14 protein-coding genes are annotated in these 20715 nt (G+C 42.1%); 4 read left to right on the top strand and 10 right to left on the bottom strand.

The window, feature by feature from the left end:
- From JKG64_RS01090 to JKG64_RS23305, 3 genes are all read right to left on the bottom strand, one after another.
- Positions 1–1272, bottom strand: a complete 1272-nt coding sequence (locus JKG64_RS01090; RefSeq protein WP_210352495.1) for an efflux RND transporter periplasmic adaptor subunit — start codon at positions 1270–1272, stop codon at positions 1–3.
- Between the two features lie 21 nt (positions 1273–1293).
- Entirely contained in the window at positions 1294–5550 is a 4257-nt protein-coding gene (locus JKG64_RS01085) for a CusA/CzcA family heavy metal efflux RND transporter (protein ID WP_246512448.1), read from the bottom strand.
- Positions 5551–5796: 246 nt separating this feature from the next.
- Complete coding sequence (locus JKG64_RS23305; RefSeq protein ID WP_380893385.1) at positions 5797–6126, bottom strand: DUF6660 family protein; 330 nt, start codon at positions 6124–6126, stop codon at positions 5797–5799.
- Positions 6127–6314: 188 nt separating this feature from the next.
- Here JKG64_RS23305 and JKG64_RS01080 point away from each other — a divergent pair, with 188 nt between their 5' ends.
- The 3 genes from JKG64_RS01080 (at position 6315) to JKG64_RS01070 (ending at position 8309) form a co-directional block, all read left to right on the top strand.
- Positions 6315–6869, top strand: coding sequence for a thioredoxin family protein (locus tag JKG64_RS01080; RefSeq protein ID WP_210352493.1), 555 nt, complete (start codon positions 6315–6317; stop codon positions 6867–6869).
- Between the two features lie 156 nt (positions 6870–7025).
- Complete coding sequence (locus tag JKG64_RS01075; RefSeq protein WP_210352492.1) at positions 7026–7586, top strand: DUF4230 domain-containing protein; 561 nt, start codon at positions 7026–7028, stop codon at positions 7584–7586.
- Positions 7587–7745: 159 nt separating this feature from the next.
- Positions 7746–8309, top strand: a complete 564-nt coding sequence (locus tag JKG64_RS01070; RefSeq protein ID WP_210352491.1) for a biliverdin-producing heme oxygenase — start codon at positions 7746–7748, stop codon at positions 8307–8309.
- Between the two features lie 75 nt (positions 8310–8384).
- Here the strand turns inward: JKG64_RS01070 and JKG64_RS01065 are convergent, their stop codons facing one another.
- Positions 8385–9584 (bottom strand): M20 metallopeptidase family protein, encoded by a 1200-nt coding sequence (locus tag JKG64_RS01065; RefSeq protein WP_210352490.1) that lies wholly within the window; start codon positions 9582–9584, stop codon positions 8385–8387.
- A 216-nt stretch (positions 9585–9800) separates the two neighbouring features.
- Here JKG64_RS01065 and JKG64_RS01060 point away from each other — a divergent pair, with 216 nt between their 5' ends.
- The gene (locus JKG64_RS01060; RefSeq protein WP_210352489.1) at positions 9801–12269 is read left to right on the top strand and encodes a mechanosensitive ion channel domain-containing protein; all 2469 of its coding nucleotides are present in this window, start codon (positions 9801–9803) and stop codon (positions 12267–12269) included.
- Between the two features lie 53 nt (positions 12270–12322).
- Here JKG64_RS01060 and galK read toward each other — a convergent pair whose 3' ends face one another.
- From galK to JKG64_RS01030, 6 genes are read right to left on the bottom strand one after another with little or no spacing between them, the layout of a single operon-like run.
- Entirely contained in the window at positions 12323–13474 is a 1152-nt protein-coding gene (galK, locus tag JKG64_RS01055; protein WP_210352488.1) for a galactokinase, read from the bottom strand.
- Positions 13467–14519 (bottom strand): UDP-glucose--hexose-1-phosphate uridylyltransferase, encoded by a 1053-nt coding sequence (locus tag JKG64_RS01050; RefSeq protein ID WP_210352487.1) that lies wholly within the window; start codon positions 14517–14519, stop codon positions 13467–13469. Before JKG64_RS01050 ends, galK begins: the two co-directional genes overlap by 8 nt.
- Positions 14520–14536: 17 nt before the next feature.
- A complete protein-coding gene (locus tag JKG64_RS01045) occupies positions 14537–16210 on the bottom strand; it encodes a sodium:solute symporter family protein (RefSeq protein WP_210352486.1) in 1674 nt (557 codons plus the stop codon).
- A 52-nt stretch (positions 16211–16262) separates the two neighbouring features.
- The gene (locus JKG64_RS01040) at positions 16263–18542 is read right to left on the bottom strand and encodes an FAD-dependent oxidoreductase (RefSeq protein ID WP_210352485.1); all 2280 of its coding nucleotides are present in this window, start codon (positions 18540–18542) and stop codon (positions 16263–16265) included.
- A gap of 59 nt (positions 18543–18601) precedes the next feature.
- Positions 18602–19276, bottom strand: coding sequence for a GDSL-type esterase/lipase family protein (locus tag JKG64_RS01035; protein ID WP_210352484.1), 675 nt, complete (start codon positions 19274–19276; stop codon positions 18602–18604).
- Complete coding sequence (locus JKG64_RS01030) at positions 19273–20703, bottom strand: SGNH/GDSL hydrolase family protein (RefSeq protein ID WP_210352483.1); 1431 nt, start codon at positions 20701–20703, stop codon at positions 19273–19275. The genes JKG64_RS01035 and JKG64_RS01030 overlap by 4 nt, the downstream gene beginning before the upstream one ends.
- Between the last annotated feature and the right edge of the window lie 12 nt (positions 20704–20715).

Genomic DNA, 20715 nt, shown 5'->3' with positions numbered 1-20715 from the left:
TTAATGTTCGTGTCCTCCTGTATTCCCTAGTTTTGCATTGATAAAAAAGGCTCCCTTCACAACGATCTGCGTATCTTTTGCTAATTCTTGTACAGGAGTAATCGCTGTATAACCAAGTTCACTCGCTCCTTTTGCAATCTCTATTTTTTCAAAATTGACCTGTCCCTGGGGCGGTTTACTATCTGCATGCGAATGCTCATGTCCCTCTCCCTCCTGGTGTACGTGTCCTTCTTCATCATGATGTGCTTCGGCTTCTTTGTCGGTGACCACAAAGATGTACGACTTCCCATCGGCCTCCACAATGGCTTCATTAGGCACCGACAACGCTTTGCGCTCATTTAGACCTAGTAGACCAATCGTATTCATACCATCTATAAGCCCCTGCTTATTACCTAATACATCGCAGTGTACAGCAATCGATTTACTGTCATTTTCAAAAGATGATCCGATCCTAAAAACCTTGGCCTTGTAGGTGACACCTGGATTATTAGTCAATGTAAAATCGATAACCTGTCCTATCTTTACATTTGGGAGATCCTTTTCGAAAACCTGTAAATCCAAATGAATCGAGCTGTTGTCCACGATCTCTATCACAGGTGAAGATACATCTACGTAGCTTCCTATTTTTGCAAAGACATTACTCACAGTGCCATTTATAGGGCTTTTTACGACCAAGACCGATTTTAAATTGGCATCTGTAAGATGATTGATATCAATCCCCATCAATGCGATCTGCTGCTGCAGAGAAGCTTTTCTAGTACGTAGGGTATTCATTGTCGTCTGCGCTGTTTGAAGATTCTTGCCTGCACCTGCATTTGATGCATTCAGTTCCTGCTGACGTTGTAACTCCTGCTCTGCCAATACGATCTGACTGGATACGGTAAGGTACTCCTCTTGTAGCTGTATGTACTGTGGATTGGTAATGGTCGCTATGGTCTGCCCCTTTCTAACATAATCTCCCAACTGCACAAGTAGGCTTTTGATCACCCCGCCATAGAGTGATGTCGCGTTTGCTTTATTATTATTGGGCACACTCAGTTGGCCATTGACTTTAATAGAAGCCATCAGATCCTTGTATTCCATACTACTCCAAGTGATTCCGACAGAAGATATCTGCTCTTTGGTCAAGGAGGCTATTGTAGTTGATTCCTCTTCAGACTCGCTATGCGCTGCTTTTTCTGTCCCTTCTTCCTTCGGCTTATTGCCATTACATCCCACTACGAAAAGTAAGAATACGAGTGCCGGTGATATTATTTTTATGCGTAATTTCATTATGATATCTTTTTAAACTGATTATTTATTATTCAGATAGTTGATTTGTATAGCAGATTTATTATACAGATTGAGCACATCCAAATAATTCTGACGGATGGTGATTGCCTGCCCTAAAAACTGACTAAGCTCGGCAAAGCCAATCTCTCCTGTATTATAACTGAGTGTCGCTGCTTTGATTATCTCATCGGCCTGTTTTAATCCAGACTTTTCATAAAAATCCAACAAAGCCTTATTTCTTTCGATCTCCGCAATAGCTGAAGCTTGATCTGTCTGTAGCTGCTGCTTGTTATAGGCTAAGGTTTCCTCCTGCACCTTAACCTCGGCTTTTGCCGCTTTCACTCTATTCTTGGCTGCCGACATGCCAAACAACGGAAAGGATGCTCCTACTGAGAAAGCGGTTACAGGATCGTTTATTCCGAGGATCCGCTGTGAAGAAAAGCCTCCGGAGAAACCGGGCATATTGTTGTTTCGCTCTACCTGGACATTGGAATTTGCAATAGCGATGTTCTGTTGCTGTAAATTCAATATAGGATGGGACGTATTATCTGCCAACAGCTCCATTCCTACCTTTGGCATTGCGCTTTGCAGAGGCAACAACCATTCATTGCGATTGGTCAGTAACATCAGCTGCTGTTGCTGTATGGTCATTTCTTTATTATTTTGTTTGATCTGAGCCCTCAATTCGTTCAACTTGGCTTCTGCTGCAATACGATCGAGCATCGCTACATCACCTGTCCGGACACGTAGATCTGTTGCTTTGAACAGACTGGAATAGATACTATCCAGTTGTCCAAATAGTGATTGTCTATCCTGCAGATACCATAACTGGAAGTACGCCAGTCGGACGTCTCTCTTTATCATAGCGGTGATAAGGTCCTTATTTAACTCGGCAAACTTCAACTGTTCGCTAAAGTATTTTTTACGTGCAGTATATAATCCAGGCCATGCGATATCTTGGGATATACCTATAGTGGGCCGCCCTTTTCGATTGGAGGGCTGTAGTTCATCGTTCTGTACCGATACGCCAAAAGGAGCAATATTAACGGCTGTCTTGACAGTATAACCAGCGGCATCGACCTCAGCCTGATTTACCCGATATTGAAGATTGTTCTTCAAGGCACTATCTATTAAACGCTCAACAGGGACTCTACTTTGGGCATTGGCAAACAAAATCCCCATTCCAAATAACAATATGGTCATTGTTGTTTTCATGGTATCAACTTTAACTGGTTTTATTTTTGAATTAAAAATAATATAGAGCAACGGAAGCACGAACAGGGTCAGGAAAGTCGCTGTTACCAACCCTCCGATTACAACAGTAGCCAGGGGTTTCTGCACCTCCGCACCGGCACTCGTACTAATAGCCATTGGCAGAAAGCCTAAAGAAGCTACAGTCGCAGTCATCAATACGGGTCTCAAGCGGATTATCGTTCCTTGTCTCACACGCTGTAACACGTCCTTGATTCCCTCTTTTTCGAGTTGATTAAACGTCCCTATCAGAACGATACCGTTTAAAACGGCTACCCCAAAAAGGGCAATAAAACCTATTCCTGCACTAATACTGAAAGGCATACCTCGTAATAAAAGGGCCAATACACCACCTATAGCACTCATCGGAATTGCGGTGAATATCAGCGTGGCCTGCTTGAAAGAATGGAATGTGAAATACAACAGCATAAAAATCAACAACAAAGCAATAGGGACGGCAATCATAAGCCGGGCAGATGCCTTTTGTAAGTTTTCAAACTGCCCTCCATAGGTAAAATAATAACCAGATGGTAGCTTGACGTTTTCTAACTTCTGTTGGATCTCTTTGACTACAGACTGAACGTCCCTATCGGCAACATTAAAACCGATTACGATCCTGCGTTTACCGGATTCTCTACTGATCTGGGCAGGGCCCAATTTGTAATCGATATCCGCAAGCTGAAATAACGGGATCTGCGCTCCGCTCGCAGTAGGGACCAATAGGTTACGTACGTCATCTATACCACTCCGATGGGTGCTATCCAACCGGACTACCATATCAAATCTCCGCTCATTTTCGTATACGCTTCCTGTACTCCTACCGGCAAATGCGGTGCTGACAATATCATTTAGATCTTGTATGGTAAGTCCATTATTAGCGATCCGAACCCGATCGTACTCGATATTGATCTGCGGCAATCCGCTGACCCGCTCTATCTGCGGTACGGTAACGCCGGATACGGTCTGTATTACAGCGCCGACTTTGGTCGCATAGTTCGCTAGGGTGTCCATATTTTCGCCAAATATCTTTACCGCTACATCTTGGCGTATCCCGGTCATCAATTCATTGAAACGCATCTGGATAGGTTGGTTTTTTTCAAAGAAAACTCCTGGAATGACCTCTAATTTCTCCAATATAGCATCTCCCAATTCGTCATAGGTCCTGCCGGAAGCCCATTCCTTCTGCGGTTTTAAAAGGACCATCATATCCGTCGCTTCCGGAGGCATGGGATCTGTCGGCACTTCGGCCGCCCCTGTCTTTCCTACAACCATGCGTACCTCATCAAACTCTTTTATAATCCGGGAGGCTTTCATCGAGGTCTCTATACTTTGACTCAAAGAGCTTCCCTGAGGTAGAATACAATGGAAAGCAAAATCGCCCTCTTGTAGCTGAGGGATGAACTCGCCTCCCATACGGCTAAATAAGAATACAGCTACTCCGAACACAAGTACGGTGATCGATACGACAAGGTATTTAACCTGTATCATCTTCTCCAGCATAGGCTTATATCCGCGCTGTAACCGGGCGATCATCTTGTCACTGAAAGTCTCCTTTCCGCTGTTCTTCTTAGGTAGAAACAACGCACTCATCATAGGAATATAAGTCAGCGAAAGGATCAAAGCCCCAAGAATAGCAAAGCCTACGGTTTTTGCCATCGGGGTAAACATTTTTCCTTCGACGCCTACGAGGGTAAGGATAGGGATATATACAATCAGGATTATAATTTCGCCAAATGCTGCACTTGTTCTTATCTTGGAAGCTGATTCGAAAACCTCTTCATCCATCTGCTCCTGTGTAAGCCTTTCGGTAGATTTTCGTAGGCCTAAATGGTGTAAAGTGGCTTCAACGACAATTACCGCACCATCTACTATCAATCCGAAATCTATAGCCCCCAAGCTCATTAGGTTGGCACTGACACCAAAGACATTCATCATTCCTAAAGCGAACAAGAGGGACAATGGGATAGCAGAGGCAACAATTAAACCGGCCCGAAGATTACCTAAGAAAATCACTAATACGAAGATGACAATCAATGCACCTTCAATTAGATTTTTTTCTACGGTCTGAATCGCCCGCCCGACGAGGTCGGTACGGTCTAGATAAGGTTCGATAATAACATCATCAGGCAGTGACTTCTGGATTGTAGGGAGTTTCTCTTTGACTCGATTCACGACTTCATTACTGTTTTCTCCTTTGAGCATCATGACGACACCTCCTACCGCATCGACCTCTCCATTATAGGTCAAAGCACCATATCGCACGGCACTACCGAAACGGACATCAGCAATATCTTTAACATACACGGGTACTGTTCCCGTAGTTTTGACAGCAATATTCCCGACGTCTTCAAGTGATGTAACCAATCCGATACCCCGGATAAAATAGGCATTCGGTTTTTTATCAATATAGGCGCCGCCTGTATTCTGATTATTTTTTTCTAAAGCGGTAAACAATTCCGGAATGCTAACATTCATCGCTCTCAGTCTATCTGGATTTACCGCTACCTCGTATTGCTTTAGTTCGCCTCCGAAACTGTTTATTTCGGCAATACCAGGTGTACCATAAAGCTGTCTTGCTACGATCCAGTCCTGCATCTCGCGCAGATCTTTTGCGTTATACTTCGACTCACTCCCTTTCTTGGGGTGGATAATATATTGGTATACCTCGCCCAATCCGGTACTGACTGGTGCCATTTCGGGGCTGCCTATACCGGCCGGAATATTTTCGACAGCCTGTTTCAATTTTTCGCTGATCAGCTGGCGGGCAAAGTAGATATCGACTTCTTCTTTAAATACCACGGTGACAACCGACAGGCCAAACCGTGAAATACTTCGTATCTCTTCAATATCGGGTACGTTTGCAATGCTCTGCTCAATTGGAAAGGTTACTAATTGTTCGACCTCCTGTCCTGCTAAAGTAGGAACTGAGGTAAAGATCTGGACTTGATTATTGGTAATATCAGGCACAGCATCTATAGGGAGCTTGGTCGCACTCCAGCTCCCCCATATGATAAGCAATAAGGTCATCAAACCTATAATGATCTTATTTTTTATGCTAAATCTTATAATACTATCTAACACAATACATTAAATTAAAGTTTGTAATTTTTCTCTAAAAGATAATTAGGTAGCCCGATATAGTTTCTTCGAAATGAGAAAACTATAATAATCTTTGTTGCTACAACAAATAACTATAGATATTGTTGCACCTGATAAACAATAAAAATCATCGATCAGATAACCAGCTATAGATGTACGTAGGAAGGATGGGGCTTAAACGAGAGCCTTAGGAGGCTGCCAAATGCTCCCATTATAATCGGAGATCGGAAATTTAGCAGCAAAAGATTGATTCGCTATCTTGTAAACAATCGGCTGTTCTGGAATTTCATACCAGAAAAAGGAGACTTCACTGATATGTACACCACAGCAAGAACATCCACATAGAGGCGTACAGGTATCACGACTCTCCTGATCATGATCGTGGGAATCGGCAGTCAAATGTGTTAAATCAATCTGTATTGGAACAATGAGATGATCGGTACATGGCAGCACTGCTAATACCAATATATAAAGGGACAATATGTAGGTCAACCATCTCAACACAAGCAATATTACATAATTTCAATAAAAAAACAAAAACTATGCCACCAGTTACATGCCCTATTCTCCCTGTCCGCATATTTAACTAGCAGTACAGTTTCTAAAACAAAGAAAAAACACATTGTGTAACAAAATAATAACCTGAACAATTATGGAAGATTACTTACTTTTATAAAAAATAAACCTTAGACATGAAAACACTATTAGTCGGGCTGATATTAGCCTTAAGTCTGCAGCATACTGAAGCCCAAACTTCTCCTCTTCCTGCTGAGAAAGTATTGGATTTGGCCATTGCCAAAGCCACCAAAGAAAATAAAAGTGTATTAGCGATTTTTCATGCTTCATGGTGTGGATGGTGTCATAAAATGACAGCTAGTCTTAATGATCCTGCGATAAAACCTCTTTTTGACAAGTATTACGTCATAGCGGACTTTACGGTGTATGAAACCAAAGGAAAAGAGAATCTCGAAAATCCTGGCGCTGCTGAACTATTAAAAAAATACAACAATGCAGATCAAGGTCTACCGACCTGGCTGGTTTTTGATAACAAAAAGAATTTGATAGCTGATTCTCAGATTCGACCTGCCGGGGCATCGTTATCGACTAAAGGAGAAAATGCCGGTTGCCCTGCCGCTCCTGCAGAAGTAGCTCATTTTATCGACTGTCTGAAGAAAAGCTCCACCTTAAATGAAGCTCAACTGGCCGATATTGCGGCTGTATTCCGTAAAAACGAAATAAAACGTTAAGCTGTCTAAATGGCAGTATGATAAGGTTCCAATCTTATATTATCAATACTAATAGACCACTTTAAACGAAGTGGTCTATTTTTTGTCCTATAGGATATAGATGCCTGCAGACAGATATAGCAATACGATATGCAGGCTAAAAAAAATTATACACATATGAAAACATTGGTAAGAATTATTGTCCCGATTGTGCTAATAGGAGTTATTATATGGTTGGTTAAAGATAAATTCACTCCTAAGATTACGACAGAAACCAAACACCAGATCCTGGTGGAACGGATTGAATCTATGGGAAAACTTGAGTTAGTAAAATATAGATTCAGTGATGTCATCGAACATAAAGATGTAAGTAACTATCTACCGGACGCTAGCGTGCTGCTGATCGTTAAAGCGGACGCTGTGGGATGTATAGACCTTAGTAAGCTTAAACCCGAAGACGTGACCATATCTGGGGATTCGGCTACGATAGTACTTCCTAAAGCAGAACTCTGCTATGTCAAAATAGATCATAAAGATTCTAAGGTATACGATACAAAAATGGCTTTTTTTAGGGAAGCAACTTTGGTAGATGAAGCATTCAAAAGTGCAGAAGCAGAAATTACGAAGCAAGTTCAAAAATCGGATATACTGACACAGACACAATCTAATGCCATTCACGTCTTTCAACCACTACTGGAAGGACTTGGCTTCAAAAAAGTAAATTTGACTTTTAAATAAGCGTATTTCTCCGCTTACTCCAAACTTGCTGTTAACTACCCTTCATAAGTATAGGAGAGACGTCATTATTCTGTAAAAGTCAGTGAACACGCTCCCATAAAAGAGATCAAAGCAAATACGATTTTGTAGATTGAATCGTTTTTAAATCAAAAGAGAAATATGTTAAGTCAAAATATTAAAGAAAGTACGCACCCAGCACATCAAAAAACGGAAGGAATAGTAGTACGTCAATTAAAAGCTATCCGCTCGGAAGTAGACTATGTTAATGTTCTAAAGGGGTTTTACGCCTATTTTCGCTCGGTAGAAAACAATATCGCACCCTTTGTTACTACAGATGTACTGCCTGATATCCACGAACGTCGCAATTCGTCCTATATCCAAAAAGACATTGAAGCGCTCGGAGGTAATATCGATAACCTACCTGATGCAAATGCCCCTATCGTGACCAATGTACTGGAAGCCCTAAGCGCACTATATGTATTGGAGGGTTCAATTATGGGAGGACCTTATATCGTACAGATGCTCCATAAATATGGGATAGAACGCGGTACTTCCTTTTTCGAAGGATATGGTGCAGACAGCGCCGCGATGTGGACTGGTTTTACAGCTGTACTGAACAAATACGGGGAAACCCCAGCCGATCATGCACGGGCTATTGACGTAGCCAATCAGACATTTTTTAATTTTGGTGACGTATTCACCGAAATTCTGTCCGAAAACTAACAAAAAAGAGCGTACTGAATTGGAGTACGCTCTTTTTTGTTTATAATTTCCGTTATTATTATGTAACCGGATGATTTATTCATTCAACAGATCCAAAACCAGGTGTGTCAGGGCAAGCATCGATGTTTTGAAGGCCTTTTCATCAAGGTTGAATTGCGCATTATGCAATCCATACTGAGTTTCTGAACCTCCATTATCTGTTCCGACCAACACAAACAAAGAAGGGTATCTGTGAGAGTAATAAGCAAAGTCTTCGGCGGCCATCCATATTCCTAGGTCTGCAACCCGCTCCTGCCCCAACAGATTTTCCAGGAGGTGTTTAGAATGAGAAGCTAAGCTTGGGTCATTGTACAATGTTGGATACCCTCGACGTACCTCTAATTGTACGGAGGCGCCTAAAGAACGAGGCAATGTATGGATCACATCCTCTATCTGCCGCACTGCTTCTACCCGCCATTTCTCATCTACAGTTCTAAAAGTCCCTTCCAATATCACCTCTTCGGGAATGACGTTGGCAGCTCCTCTTCCCTCAAAACGACCAAAAGTTAAGACAGATGGTGTATTGGGGTCGGCTTTTCTGCTTACGACCTGTTGTAACGTACTCAAAAGCTGTACTGCAATCATAATGGGATCTACCGCACGATGTGGCTCGGCGGCATGCCCTCCACTTCCCTTGATGGTTAAGTAAAATTCGTCACTAGAAGCCATGAAACGCCCCGCACAGATCCCAATTTTACCCAAAGATAACCTAGGACTCACATGTACCCCAAAAACAGCTTTTATATGGCCTCCAAAAGATTCTAAAATACCCGATTCCAACACTTGTAGCGCCCCACCAGGGATTTTTTCTTCCGCAGGTTGGAAGAGCAAGAGAATCTTGCCCGAAAAGGATGATCGTAGTCCATGGAGTATACCGGCAATCCCAAGAAGATTGGCCGTATGGAAATCATGTCCACACGCATGCATAACACCGTCATGTTCGGAGCGGTAATCAATGAAATTTTTCTCTTCAATAGGAAGGGCATCAATATCGGCACGTAATACAATAATATCCTCACTACTAGCGCGCTCCCCTTCTATTACACCTACAACACCTGTTTTGGCAACGATCCGATAGGGAATATTCATTGCATCCAACCGTGTTCGTATGTAGGCACTCGTTTCAAACTCATGAAATGAAAGCTCGGGGTGCTGATGGAGGTATCTACGATCGTAAACTGCTTGCGAAAATACTTCTTCTATCCTATTGCTTATTTGATCTGTTAATCGGTCCATGGTCAGTTCTCGCTTTTATAGTCGAACAAAATAGCTAAAAGCAATCAAAATAAAAATAGATTTATAAAATATTCATTTTATAAAAAACAAAAACAGACATGATGATATTGTTTCTATAAGCAGGGATAAAATCATCGCCTTTGAAAAATAAAATAATGGAGTAATACCAATTCATTTATCCCTTTCTGAATTGGTATACTCAAACGGATAATCATTATGAAAAGAAAGCTGGTACTTCGCTGCTATGTTCTTCTAGTCTTCTATATGTGCGTACTATCGTTGCGTGGAGCCCAGATACAGCGAGACTCGACTATACACGATACAGATAGTTCGCAAAGTGACTTTGTATCGCGTATGGAGGTATTTTTCAACGAATCGGCACAACGAAGCCTGAGGGATCTTGAGAATGATAAAGCCGCTATACGGCAAAACCAGGTTATGGAGGAGATTAAAGCGCTCTCTAGACAAGCCCGCTCATTCCTAAAAAAGGGATTTGACACGCTTGAATTAAAAACGGATCTTCAACAAGTTATCCAATGGCACTATATCGTCAAAGAAGGTGTATTTGAAAATAAAGGTTCCTATCAAACCTCTCGGAACCTGACTACAACTTCACATATACTAAAAGCACTCTACACGGAAACCTCTACCTACAAAAGGAAGATCGACAGCTACCAAGACCGCCTCAGTACCTACCGCCTGCAGATAGACTCGTTAAGTAATGAGCGTGCACTCTTTATTTTTCCGCGAGACTCGGCTGAATTACAACAATACGTACATAAATTAAAGGTTCTCGCTCTGGAGATTGCACCTATTACGCAACAGATCCACAAGAGTATGAATGATATACAGCTCCTGCAAAATGATGTCAACCTAGAGCTACTGAATCTAGAAACAGGCCTAGAAGAAGTGCTATACTATCAACAGCAACTAGCTGGTCGCTCATTGAGTCAGGAATTTCCAAAACTATGGGAACCGAATGCATTCGATAGGCCATTTAAAGAAATACTGAGCTTTTCCTTGGTCAAAGCTAAGCTCGTATTCAGCTATTATCTCCGTGGATACTGGAGTAGACTTTTTCTCTTACTGATTGCTATCAGTATTGTCACCGTATATATCTACTCTCTGCGCAAAGATGTTAAAGAGGAGGGAAAAATTAATATTTCCAAGAGTATGATACTCCGTAGACCTCTTATCTCGGGCTTACTCATCGGGCTCAGCTTAGGGCAATTCATATTTCCTAGTCCTCCTTTTCTATTTTCAACAATAATGCTCTTATCCTGTGCTATATTGATGACGCTACTGTTACAAGGTTTCACTTCGCCTTACTGGATGGCTATCTGGCTCTCCTTATTAACGCTATACATAGCCATAGCGCTAGATAACATGATATTGCAAACATCACGTCCTGAAAGATGGGGGCTCTTATTCATATCACTATCCGGCTTCTTATTAGGAATCTATACCTTACTGCACAAAAGCAAGCATATCGAGCTGCTCGAAAAATGGATACTTTACCCTATCGCGATCATGGCATTCATGTCCTTTCTGTCTATATTTTTCAATTTGTTCGGTCGATTTAATATTGCAAAGGTTCTAACGGTATCTGGAGTCGTGAATGTGATAGCGGCCATCATCTTTCTATGGGTACTGCGTCTTGTCAATGAAGGACTAAGTTATGCCTCTTCGATGTACCGAAAGCGCGAACGCAGACTATTCTACATCAACTATGATCGAGTGGGACAGCGGGCCCCCTCATTCTTTTACTTGGTCCTCATTTTAGGTTGGTTTGTCATAGTGGGCCGTAATTTTTATGAATTTAAGTTACTATCGGAACCGATCCGTGATATTTTCTATGCGCGACATACCTTAGGTAGATTTTCGTTCTCCCTTTATACTCTTTTGGTCTTTATACTCATCATGCTTGGCGCCACTGTCTTATCGAAAATTGTTTCTTTCTTTGCGTCAGATACCCAGTCCGGTAGTCGGGAAGGAAAAGATGGACGTAAGTTTCACCTGGGAAGTTGGATACTGCTTATCCGTATTATCATTATCGTACTCGGCTTTCTCCTTGCGTTTGCCGCAGTGGGTATCCCTCTGCAACAAATTACCCTGATCATAGGAGCGCTTGGGCTTGGTATAGGATTCGGTCTACAGACTCTGGTCAACAATCTGGTAAGTGGATTGATTATAGCTTTCGAAAAGCCAGTAAATGTAGATGATCTGATTGATATCAATGGGCAATCTGGAAGAGTGAAATCCATAGGATTCAGAAGTAGTGTCATTGCTATTCCGGAAGGAGCTGACTTGGTCATCCCCAATGGCGATCTGCTCAACTCACATGTGATCAACTGGACAATGGGCGGTTTCAAAAAGCGGATCCATCTCCCTATTGCGATTCGTTATGGTACGGATTTAGATTTGACTAAGGCAATCCTGACAGATCTACTCAGTAAACATAGTGAAGTCCTACCCGTTCCTGCTCCATGGGTGCTATTCGGAGAGGTCTCTGCACAATCCGTTCATATAGAGCTCTATTTTTGGGTCAAAACATTTAAAGATACAGTACAGGTCAAAAGTGCGGTCATTGCTGATATCGCCCGATTGTTTGATGAGCAGAGTATCCTATTTGCTATGCCGATGCAAGAGATTGTACTGCATAAGACAACGACTGAAGAGAAATAATATAAGACTACAAAAAATGCCGTCTTCTCTCAAAGACGGCATCTAAATATTGATTAATGTACATGCGCTGTTCCTTCGCCCAACTTGACAACATAACTATCAAGAGCAATACCAAATAACGATTCATACGCTTTACTCACACGTTCGATCAATTCCGCTACAAATGTTTTTTTCACCAGATTAAGCGTACATCCACCAAAACCACCTCCCATCATACGAGCTCCTAAAACTTCTGGATATTCACGGATATAATCCACCAAATAATCAAGCTCCGGACAGCTTACCTCATACGCTTCTTTGAGCCCTCGATGTGTAGCATACATCAATTCACCTACCTTATCAAGAGCACCTTCGTTTAGGTAATCACATACCTTAGATACACGCTGGATCTCCTCTATTACAAATCGGGATTTAATATAACTTTGCTCACTCGGATCAGGTATAGCAAGGTCCAACATCTCAACAGATGCATCGCGCAAACTATGGACCTCAGGATATCGCATTTGCAATTGCGCCACACCAGTTTCACATTGTGAGCGTCTATCGTTGTAGGCACTGGAAGCCAGTGAATGACTCACATTGGTATTCAGTAATACAAATTCATAATCACCTAGTTCTAACGGAAAATAGGAATAGTCCAAGTTCCGGCAGTCCAATTTCATAACCTGATTCAACCTTCCGTGCAAGGAAGCAAACTGGTCCATAATACCGCATCGAACACCGATAAACTGGTGTTCGCATTGTTGACCTATTTGGGCCAACTGCATTCGGTCATACCCCAAAGCAAATACGGCATTCACTGCATAACCCACAGCCGATTCCAATGCTGCCGAAGAAGACAGTCCTGCACCTATCGGGACATCCCCATATACCGTCATTTCAAAACCATGTGAATACGTCGGAGCTAGCAACTTACAGATTCCCAAGATATAGTTAGCCCACTGTTCCTCCTGCATCTCTATCAGTTCGACCGTACTATAGACTATTTTGTCAAAATTTATAGAATAGAGTTTTATCAGATTATCCACTCGTCGGGATATACCAATATAAACGTATCGATCTATGGCTGCAGGGAGAACAAATCCTTCATTATAATCCGTATGTTCGCCAATAATATTTATACGTCCGGGTGAACGGAACACGTCCGGTTCTTGATCAAATCTCTGCGTATGAATGGTTGCGACTTTATTAGCTATATTATCCATTACTCTGTTTTTTATAATGTATTACAGAAAGTTGTTGCAGCATCTCCGCCGCTTTTTCAGGAGTTATATCACGCTGTGCATCAGCTAGCATCTCGTATCCTACCATAAATTTCTTGACCGTAGCGGAGCGTAACAAAGGTGGATAAAAATGCATATGCCAGTGCCAACCTGATTGATCTCCCGTATTGACCGGAGCTTGGTGCATTCCCGCGGAATAAGGAAAAGAGGTTTCAAACAGATTATCATACCGGATAGCCAACTCCTGAATTACCAGCGCCAAATCAGACAATTCTTCCGAAGAAAACTCCGAAATCGTCTGCAGTTCCCTCTTACTGATTATCATCGTTTCAAAGGGCCATTTTGCCCAATAAGGCACCAAACAAACAAAGGATTTGGTCTCTATAAGTACACGTTCCTTTTTTTTCAACTCGGCATCAAGATAATCTCTCAATAAGGTACGTCCGTATTTCTTAAAATAATCCATTTGGCGTTGGCCTTCAAGTACAATAGCCGAAGGAATTCCCTGTTGCGCCCAGACTTGACCATGAGGATGCGGATTACTACACCCCATAATCGCACCTTTATTCTCAAAAACTTGTATATATTGCACCCATATATTCTTACGCAGGTTATCAAACTCGTTCTGCCATGTTTTCACCACTTGGGTTATAGCATCCAAGTCCATTTCGGCCAAAGTTAGATCATGACGGGGACTGAAGCTGATGACCTTACATATGCCTCTCTCCGCCTCAGTAATAAACAGATCCTTTTCATTCAAATAAAAAGAATTATCCCTATCCAATAATGCGGAAAAATCATTTACAAACACAAAACTTCCGCTGTAACTAGGATTGATAGCTCCTTCAGCCCTCCTATTGCCAGGACAGAGATAGCAGTCTTCATCATATGTCTCCCGTTCCCGCGTTGTGCTTTTCTCTACCTGCCCTTGCCAAGGACGCTTGCTACGATGGGGAGATACCAAAACCCGCTCGCCAGTCAGGATATCTATCCGGATATGTGGATCATTATTTAAATCAAAACTCATATATAACATTATAAAAGTTAAACAGCAACTTTTCTAGACGCTCGCCATGGTATAATTGCCGAAAAGAGAACTACTGTAGCGATACTACCAACAAGCGCCATATCTTTTGTAGAAACAAAACACAGACCATAAAGTAGCAATGCTATAAAAGCTAATGAAAAAGCAATCATCTTAAGTCCAAATTTATTTTGTTTCTTCAGCGCTAGCACCTCCTCTTGATCCATAGACTGCACCTCAAGTTTTTTCAAAGCCTTTTGTTCCTGCAAATACACATACTCTTGGCTTATTTTCCCCCTATAGCAGGCATACAATTCATAACATAGTAATAGGATAAAAGGCAACACCACTCCCAATAACATTTCATTCGCCCTACTTAGCTTAAAATCGATCATCGCAGGGGTTATTATTTTGAATAATAGATTGACCCCGAGACTGACAGCGGTTATATACAAGGTCGCTTTGCCTGTGAGCCGTTTGGAAAACAGAGCCCAGATAGGGGGAGCCAACAAGGGGCCACCTGTAATCGCACCAACACTCAAAGTGAATTCAACGATTCCTCCAATCATCGGTACAATCAACGCTATAGCGATCATAAAAAAACCAAAAAACCAAGACGATCCTCTTGCCACACGCATAAGCTTTTTATCGGAGGCATTGGGATTTAGTGATCCTTTATAAATATCATTGGTAAACACTGCCGAGACTACGTTAAGAGCCGTATTGGCCGAGGCCGATGTAGAGAAATACATTCCTGTCAACATTAGCCCCAATAAGCCCGCTGGCAACACGTGCTTACATACCATGATGTAAGCACTCTCTACTTCTATCCCTGTGAGTGTCGGGTTGATAGACCTATATAACATCGGTGGAATCATCCATAGAATAGGACTGATAATATAGAGCGCAGCGAATATATAAGCTACTTTTGACGCTGACTTGGGGCTATCCACACTTGTATAGCGCTGTACAAAGGTCCAATTTCCCCCAATATAAAAGATATGATATAGTGCAAAGGCAAAAATAAATCCCCAAGTATATTCACCATTCACCAAATTAAAAAAGTCATCCGGCACCTTATCCACAAACGACTGTATACTCCCTACCTCATTAAACACAAGCGGAATAATAATAAATATAGCTGCTGTCAATACAACAAATTGCAATATATCCGTAACCATAACTGCCCATAGTCCACCCACTGCCGTATAGGCGATCATAAGAATCCCCAATACAATCGTAACAGGCATCAAGGGGTACTCCAATGACACAGATACTAACTTGGCAACGGAATAGAGGACAGAACCTTTTATCAGTACTGAAACAAGCATAAATACGTAGATATAGAATTTCTGGACCAGCACACCTAGTCGTTCCCGAATAAACTCAGCGGCAGTCAGATTACCGGTGGCCTTCCATTTAGGAGCTAAATACAACCCTGTAAATAATCCACCGATACACATGGTCCACTGTATCGTGATGGCTACCCAGCCATGACTATAAGCAATCGAACCCCAGGCAACAAATGTTCCCGCCGAAAAAAAACTCATAAATAGGGACAGTCCACCAATAAACCAGGGCACCGACTCCCCTCCTGCAAAGAATGATTTCAAATTCCTTCCCGTCTTAGAAAAACTTATTCCCACCAACAAAATAAACACCGAAAAAACGGCTATCACGAGCGTATCTATCATACTTAAAAATATTAAAGATCAAATTACGAATTTAAACAAGTATAAACCTTCATCAGTAACAACGTATAGCAAACAGCGATGCCGGAACGTCCGCAGATGGATGATCAACAAATAACGTCAGACTATGGGTTTCGCATGGATATTCCAACTGTATAACTCTTCTGGTTCTATAATTCTCTTCTTCTTTATAGATTACATTTCCTTGGTCATCCTCAATACGGAATCGTTTGATACAAAAAGGCATCCTTCGCTCCGGGTGCGTCATCAAGACTGACTCCATAGCATGATCAAAATCCGTATCAAAACAGATGTCGATCTGTTGGATAACCTGTCTCTCGTCCCAGCGAATTTTAACCTTCGGTTCGACATCACTCGGATCCGCTACCCAAGCATTAGGTTGTGTCGTCGGTCTTTCTATTCCGTTACGAATATTATCGATACTAAAGCAATTTAAGGGATTGGACAATTGCAGCACAAGGTTATGTCCTTCGGGTCTACGCTGAGGAGTCCAGAATTCAAAAGAATCTACTCCTGACCCCGCTACGGCAACTTGTTTTCCGTTATTGGATACCGCTTTATTCTTACCGTTGAATACTGAAAGCATCCCGGTAATCCGTTGCTGACTATAGGGCAATCGGATATTCTCATTACTCAAAAAGGTCAAGAATATGTACTGTTCATTGTCTATATCCAACTCAAAATCTAATGATAAGTCATGCTTTCCGGTTGTCAGTTGTATTTCCTTACGTCCCAGGATAATTTCTGGTGTAAAATTGCCCAACCGTAGACTGGTGGCGATATGAACTTGTAGCACCGTATTTTCTACAGCCTCCACCTGAATATTAAACACAGGCAACTGTCCTTTCATAACAGGAATCATTTGTGCCACAGAAGTCGTTATATTCTTCCATAATAAACCCTCCGAATCAAAACCATAAAAGTACAGCGTACTGGATGCCGAAATATGAGCCTGTTGCATAAGATCGGTCCGATCCTGTAAACAGAGACCAGGAATATGTTGTCCTGTTTTCATTAGAGTCCGCTGCAGTATGTCCATCTTTCCTTCTTCATTCAGAGCGCGTGGATTTACACCATATTGGTGACATAAGGCAGCGGCCACAGCAGTAGCTTGAGCGACATACGCGCAGGTAGCCATCACCCTAGTAGCACCAAATGCGACATGGCTCACACTAATGATTCGACCCGCTAAAAACAGATTATGGATATTCTTGCTGTACAGGCTTCGATAGGGAATCTGAAACAACCCTTTGCTATGCCATTGATTGCAGGGCTGTTTTTCGCTAAAAACCCCATCTGCTGGATGCAAATCAATAGACCACCCCCCAAACGCAACCGCATCCCCATGTGTACGCTGTTCGACTAGGTCTTTTTGAGACATTATATAGTCTCCTTCAAATCTTCTGCTCTCTCTTTTTCCGGGGATCATTCCGACCCACTCTAATGTCAATGTATCCGCTTCTGGAAAATTTCCCGAATTTTTGATATAATCCCACACGCCATAGATCACTTTCCATAATTCCCACTTAATTTCCTCCGTATCATGTACAGTATCCAAACGGCCACCATATTCTACCCACCACAATTTACAACCATGCTCCTTGGCATTGAAGTTTTTAAAACGTGGCACTTCCTTCGTGACATCTATAGCAAATGCAGGAGGTATAAATGAGACCGGACTTCCGGTATCCTTAGTATAAAAATACAAGGTATGCCCCAACAGCTCACCATAGGCAGTATCCGGAGCCATCAATTCGTCAAATTCTTCTTTACTTTCAGCTCCCATACGGAACGCGGCTCCGGACAAAAAGCCTAAGACACCATCCCCCGACGCGTCACAAAAAAGTGGTGACTTGACCTGATATTGGGTAGAATTTTGACTGCAGTAGGCATATACTTCCTTAATTAAATGCTCTCCTTCCTTTGCTATCTCATATACCGCTGTATTAAGCAATAATGTTATATTTTTTTCTTGTTTTACCTTATCCAGCATAATCATATCCAATATGACCGCATTCCCTTCTGGATTACGGTACATATTCTCCACCAATAGTTCATCGATCACACCTCCTTCGCGACTCCATCGATTGTTATTTCCCATATGAGAGGTTGCTCCCAATATCCAGAGACGCACCTCACTGGACGCATTTCCTCCCAAAACCGAGCGGTCTTGTATCAATACGACCTTCATATCTTGCCTAGCAGCGGTTATGGCGGCACAGACACCTGCCAAACCTCCTCCTACAATCACCAACTCTGCCGATACGAACTCGGTCTTTAATGTTCTCTTCTTTCCTCCCGTACTGTAAATCATCTTATTTATCCGTTTATTATACTGTGGTTTAGTCTATTACTTTAAAACATTATTATATTCTACAAAAATCGTCCGATGATATTTTTCCAGACGGCATACCCCTCTGGTGTAAGATGTAAACCATCCTCTCGGTAATATTCTGGTATCAACCTGCCATCTTCTGCTAGCATAGGATGATATACATCCGCATACGCTGTGTTGGGCTGTGTAGCTAGATAATCCCTTATCCGTAGATTTACCTCCTCTACCTGCTGTTGATCTTTCAATCGACGTGGCGAAAGTTTTATGGAGATAAAAACGATCTGGGCTTTCGGTTTAGCTTTTTGTATATATTCGATTAATTGTACAAATTGAGTTACTATTGCGTCCGTTTTCCATCCCAGTCCGATATCATTATCCCCTTCATAGATAAATATCCGTTTCGCATCATAAGGATCGATCAAACGATCCCTAAACTCGTAGAGATCTACTGTCTTTGTGCCAGAAACACCTCTGTTTAGTATCAGTTCATCGGGAAAATCATCTGACAGGGTTTTCCAATTCTCCACGGTCGAACTTCCGACAAAAAGAATGACATCCTTTTGCGGAGGAGCCAGAGCATCCTGTCGCGCATAGCGTTCCATTTTTTGTTCCCATTTTTGACGTTGCGTCAATTGGCTCTGCGCATATGTCGACAAGGGAGCTACAATCCCAAAGTAAAATAGAATAGATGCTAAAAAAATATTTCTTTTCATAATGCTTTATTCGTGGTTATCGGATGTCCTCTTAACAGAATACGTCCTAAGTAAATTACGTTTTGATTATATTTTTCGGGATGAGATACTATATCATCCTGTTGGGCAGTACCCAATATTGCTGTTTTATCTGCTTGTATTTCCGATATTACGACCCGAACCTGATGCTTACCAAAGGGCAGTTCTATTAGATCATATTGGCCTCGATATCTATTATTACAAAATCGGTTAAAGCGATTGAGTAATCCCTTTCCCTCTTCATCAGAAATTTTGCATATATCAAGACCATCTACGTTTTGCTTTTTAAAATTGATCTGTTGACCATCCACCCATATCTCAAGCTGTCCCATCTCTGGCCCTCCAATATCAAAAAATCCAAAGAGGTCTCCTTCAAATGAAAAAGAAAACATCGCATTAATGGTATTTGCTGTCATCACCTTATCAAACCAACCTTCGAAAGCGCGCAGTCTTGAATTCGCTGTAGGTATACTTCTCCAAGCCTCATCAAATACAGCTATATCCTCTGGATAATACATTCCTGCATTATCCCAATCTCCTGTAAACAACGGCGTAATAATGGTCATTTCTGCCGATTGCATTTCTGTTTTCATTTTCACAAGGGCCCGAGCTATTGCAGCGGCATACAGATTGCCTCCCTCTTTCAAGGGATGTACACCGTCATTGGAAAAAAGAAGCCTATTCCCAGCTTCCGTTGCTGTCCCTTTCCATAATAACTTTTGCTTAAACTCTAGGTCTGCGATTTCCATCCCAAGATGAACTGACGGAATGCGATAATACGCAGCCAATGTCTCCAGCTCTTGGACAGTGGCAGGAAGTTGCCCATCTTGGTATACTTTGGTTTGTGCCCCCAACAGTGCATATACCAAACATATATCTGTGGCCGGGTCGTGCCGTAAAATTTGCCTAATCATTCCCTCCATGCCAGCCGCGTACGCACCATTTACCGCAAAATCGATAATGACGAGATCTGGACTCTGGGACAGGACTTGCTCCTTTATGCGGAACGCACCTAGATCAGTTCCTGTACCCGATACTCCAGCATTTATCCATGTAAACCGAACCCTAGGATACTGCCGTTGCATAAACCCCGCTACCTGCTGGCGGTAACAATAATTTGCCTGTGTCAAACTGCCTCCAATAAAGGCAACAGTGACTTCTTCACCTTTGGACAGCTTGGCTAAAAAATTGGGAACTCCTCTACGCACCTTGCATTCTTTGTCGTTATAGAAATCATCATAGACGATAGTGTCCATTTCTTCTAGATTAACCCGGAACAACAATGATGACGCTCCACCTTGCGAAGATGCTATCTTATCAAGCTCACCTCTGGTCTGCGCAACTGCCGTCGCTACCGTGCAAAGCACGGCTATGTATCTAAACCACAAAATTATTCGCCAATCAGTCATGTACCAGTATTT

Origin of the sequence: Sphingobacterium tabacisoli (assembly GCF_017908035.1) — a bacterium.
Taxonomy (GTDB): domain Bacteria; phylum Bacteroidota; class Bacteroidia; order Sphingobacteriales; family Sphingobacteriaceae; genus Sphingobacterium; species Sphingobacterium tabacisoli.
Note: the sequence above shows the minus strand (reverse complement) of the source record. Positions and strands in the feature narration are given on the sequence as shown.

Coding starts and splice junctions, on each gene's coding strand:
- JKG64_RS01090 (WP_210352495.1), bottom strand. CDS start 1,272: ATGAAATTACGCATAAAAATAATATCACCGGCACTCGTATTCTTACTT.
- JKG64_RS01085 (WP_246512448.1), bottom strand. CDS start 5,550: ATGACCTTATTGCTTATCATATGGGGGAGCTGGAGTGCGACCAAGCTC.
- JKG64_RS01080 (WP_210352493.1), top strand. CDS start 6,315: ATGAAAACACTATTAGTCGGGCTGATATTAGCCTTAAGTCTGCAGCAT.
- JKG64_RS01075 (WP_210352492.1), top strand. CDS start 7,026: ATGAAAACATTGGTAAGAATTATTGTCCCGATTGTGCTAATAGGAGTT.
- JKG64_RS01070 (WP_210352491.1), top strand. CDS start 7,746: ATGTTAAGTCAAAATATTAAAGAAAGTACGCACCCAGCACATCAAAAA.
- JKG64_RS01065 (WP_210352490.1), bottom strand. CDS start 9,584: ATGGACCGATTAACAGATCAAATAAGCAATAGGATAGAAGAAGTATTT.
- JKG64_RS01060 (WP_210352489.1), top strand. CDS start 9,801: ATGAAAAGAAAGCTGGTACTTCGCTGCTATGTTCTTCTAGTCTTCTAT.
- galK (WP_210352488.1), bottom strand. CDS start 13,474: ATGGATAATATAGCTAATAAAGTCGCAACCATTCATACGCAGAGATTT.
- JKG64_RS01050 (WP_210352487.1), bottom strand. CDS start 14,519: ATGAGTTTTGATTTAAATAATGATCCACATATCCGGATAGATATCCTG.
- JKG64_RS01045 (WP_210352486.1), bottom strand. CDS start 16,210: ATGATAGATACGCTCGTGATAGCCGTTTTTTCGGTGTTTATTTTGTTG.
- JKG64_RS01040 (WP_210352485.1), bottom strand. CDS start 18,542: ATGATTTACAGTACGGGAGGAAAGAAGAGAACATTAAAGACCGAGTTC.
- JKG64_RS01035 (WP_210352484.1), bottom strand. CDS start 19,276: ATGAAAAGAAATATTTTTTTAGCATCTATTCTATTTTACTTTGGGATT.
- JKG64_RS01030 (WP_210352483.1), bottom strand. CDS start 20,703: ATGACTGATTGGCGAATAATTTTGTGGTTTAGATACATAGCCGTGCTT.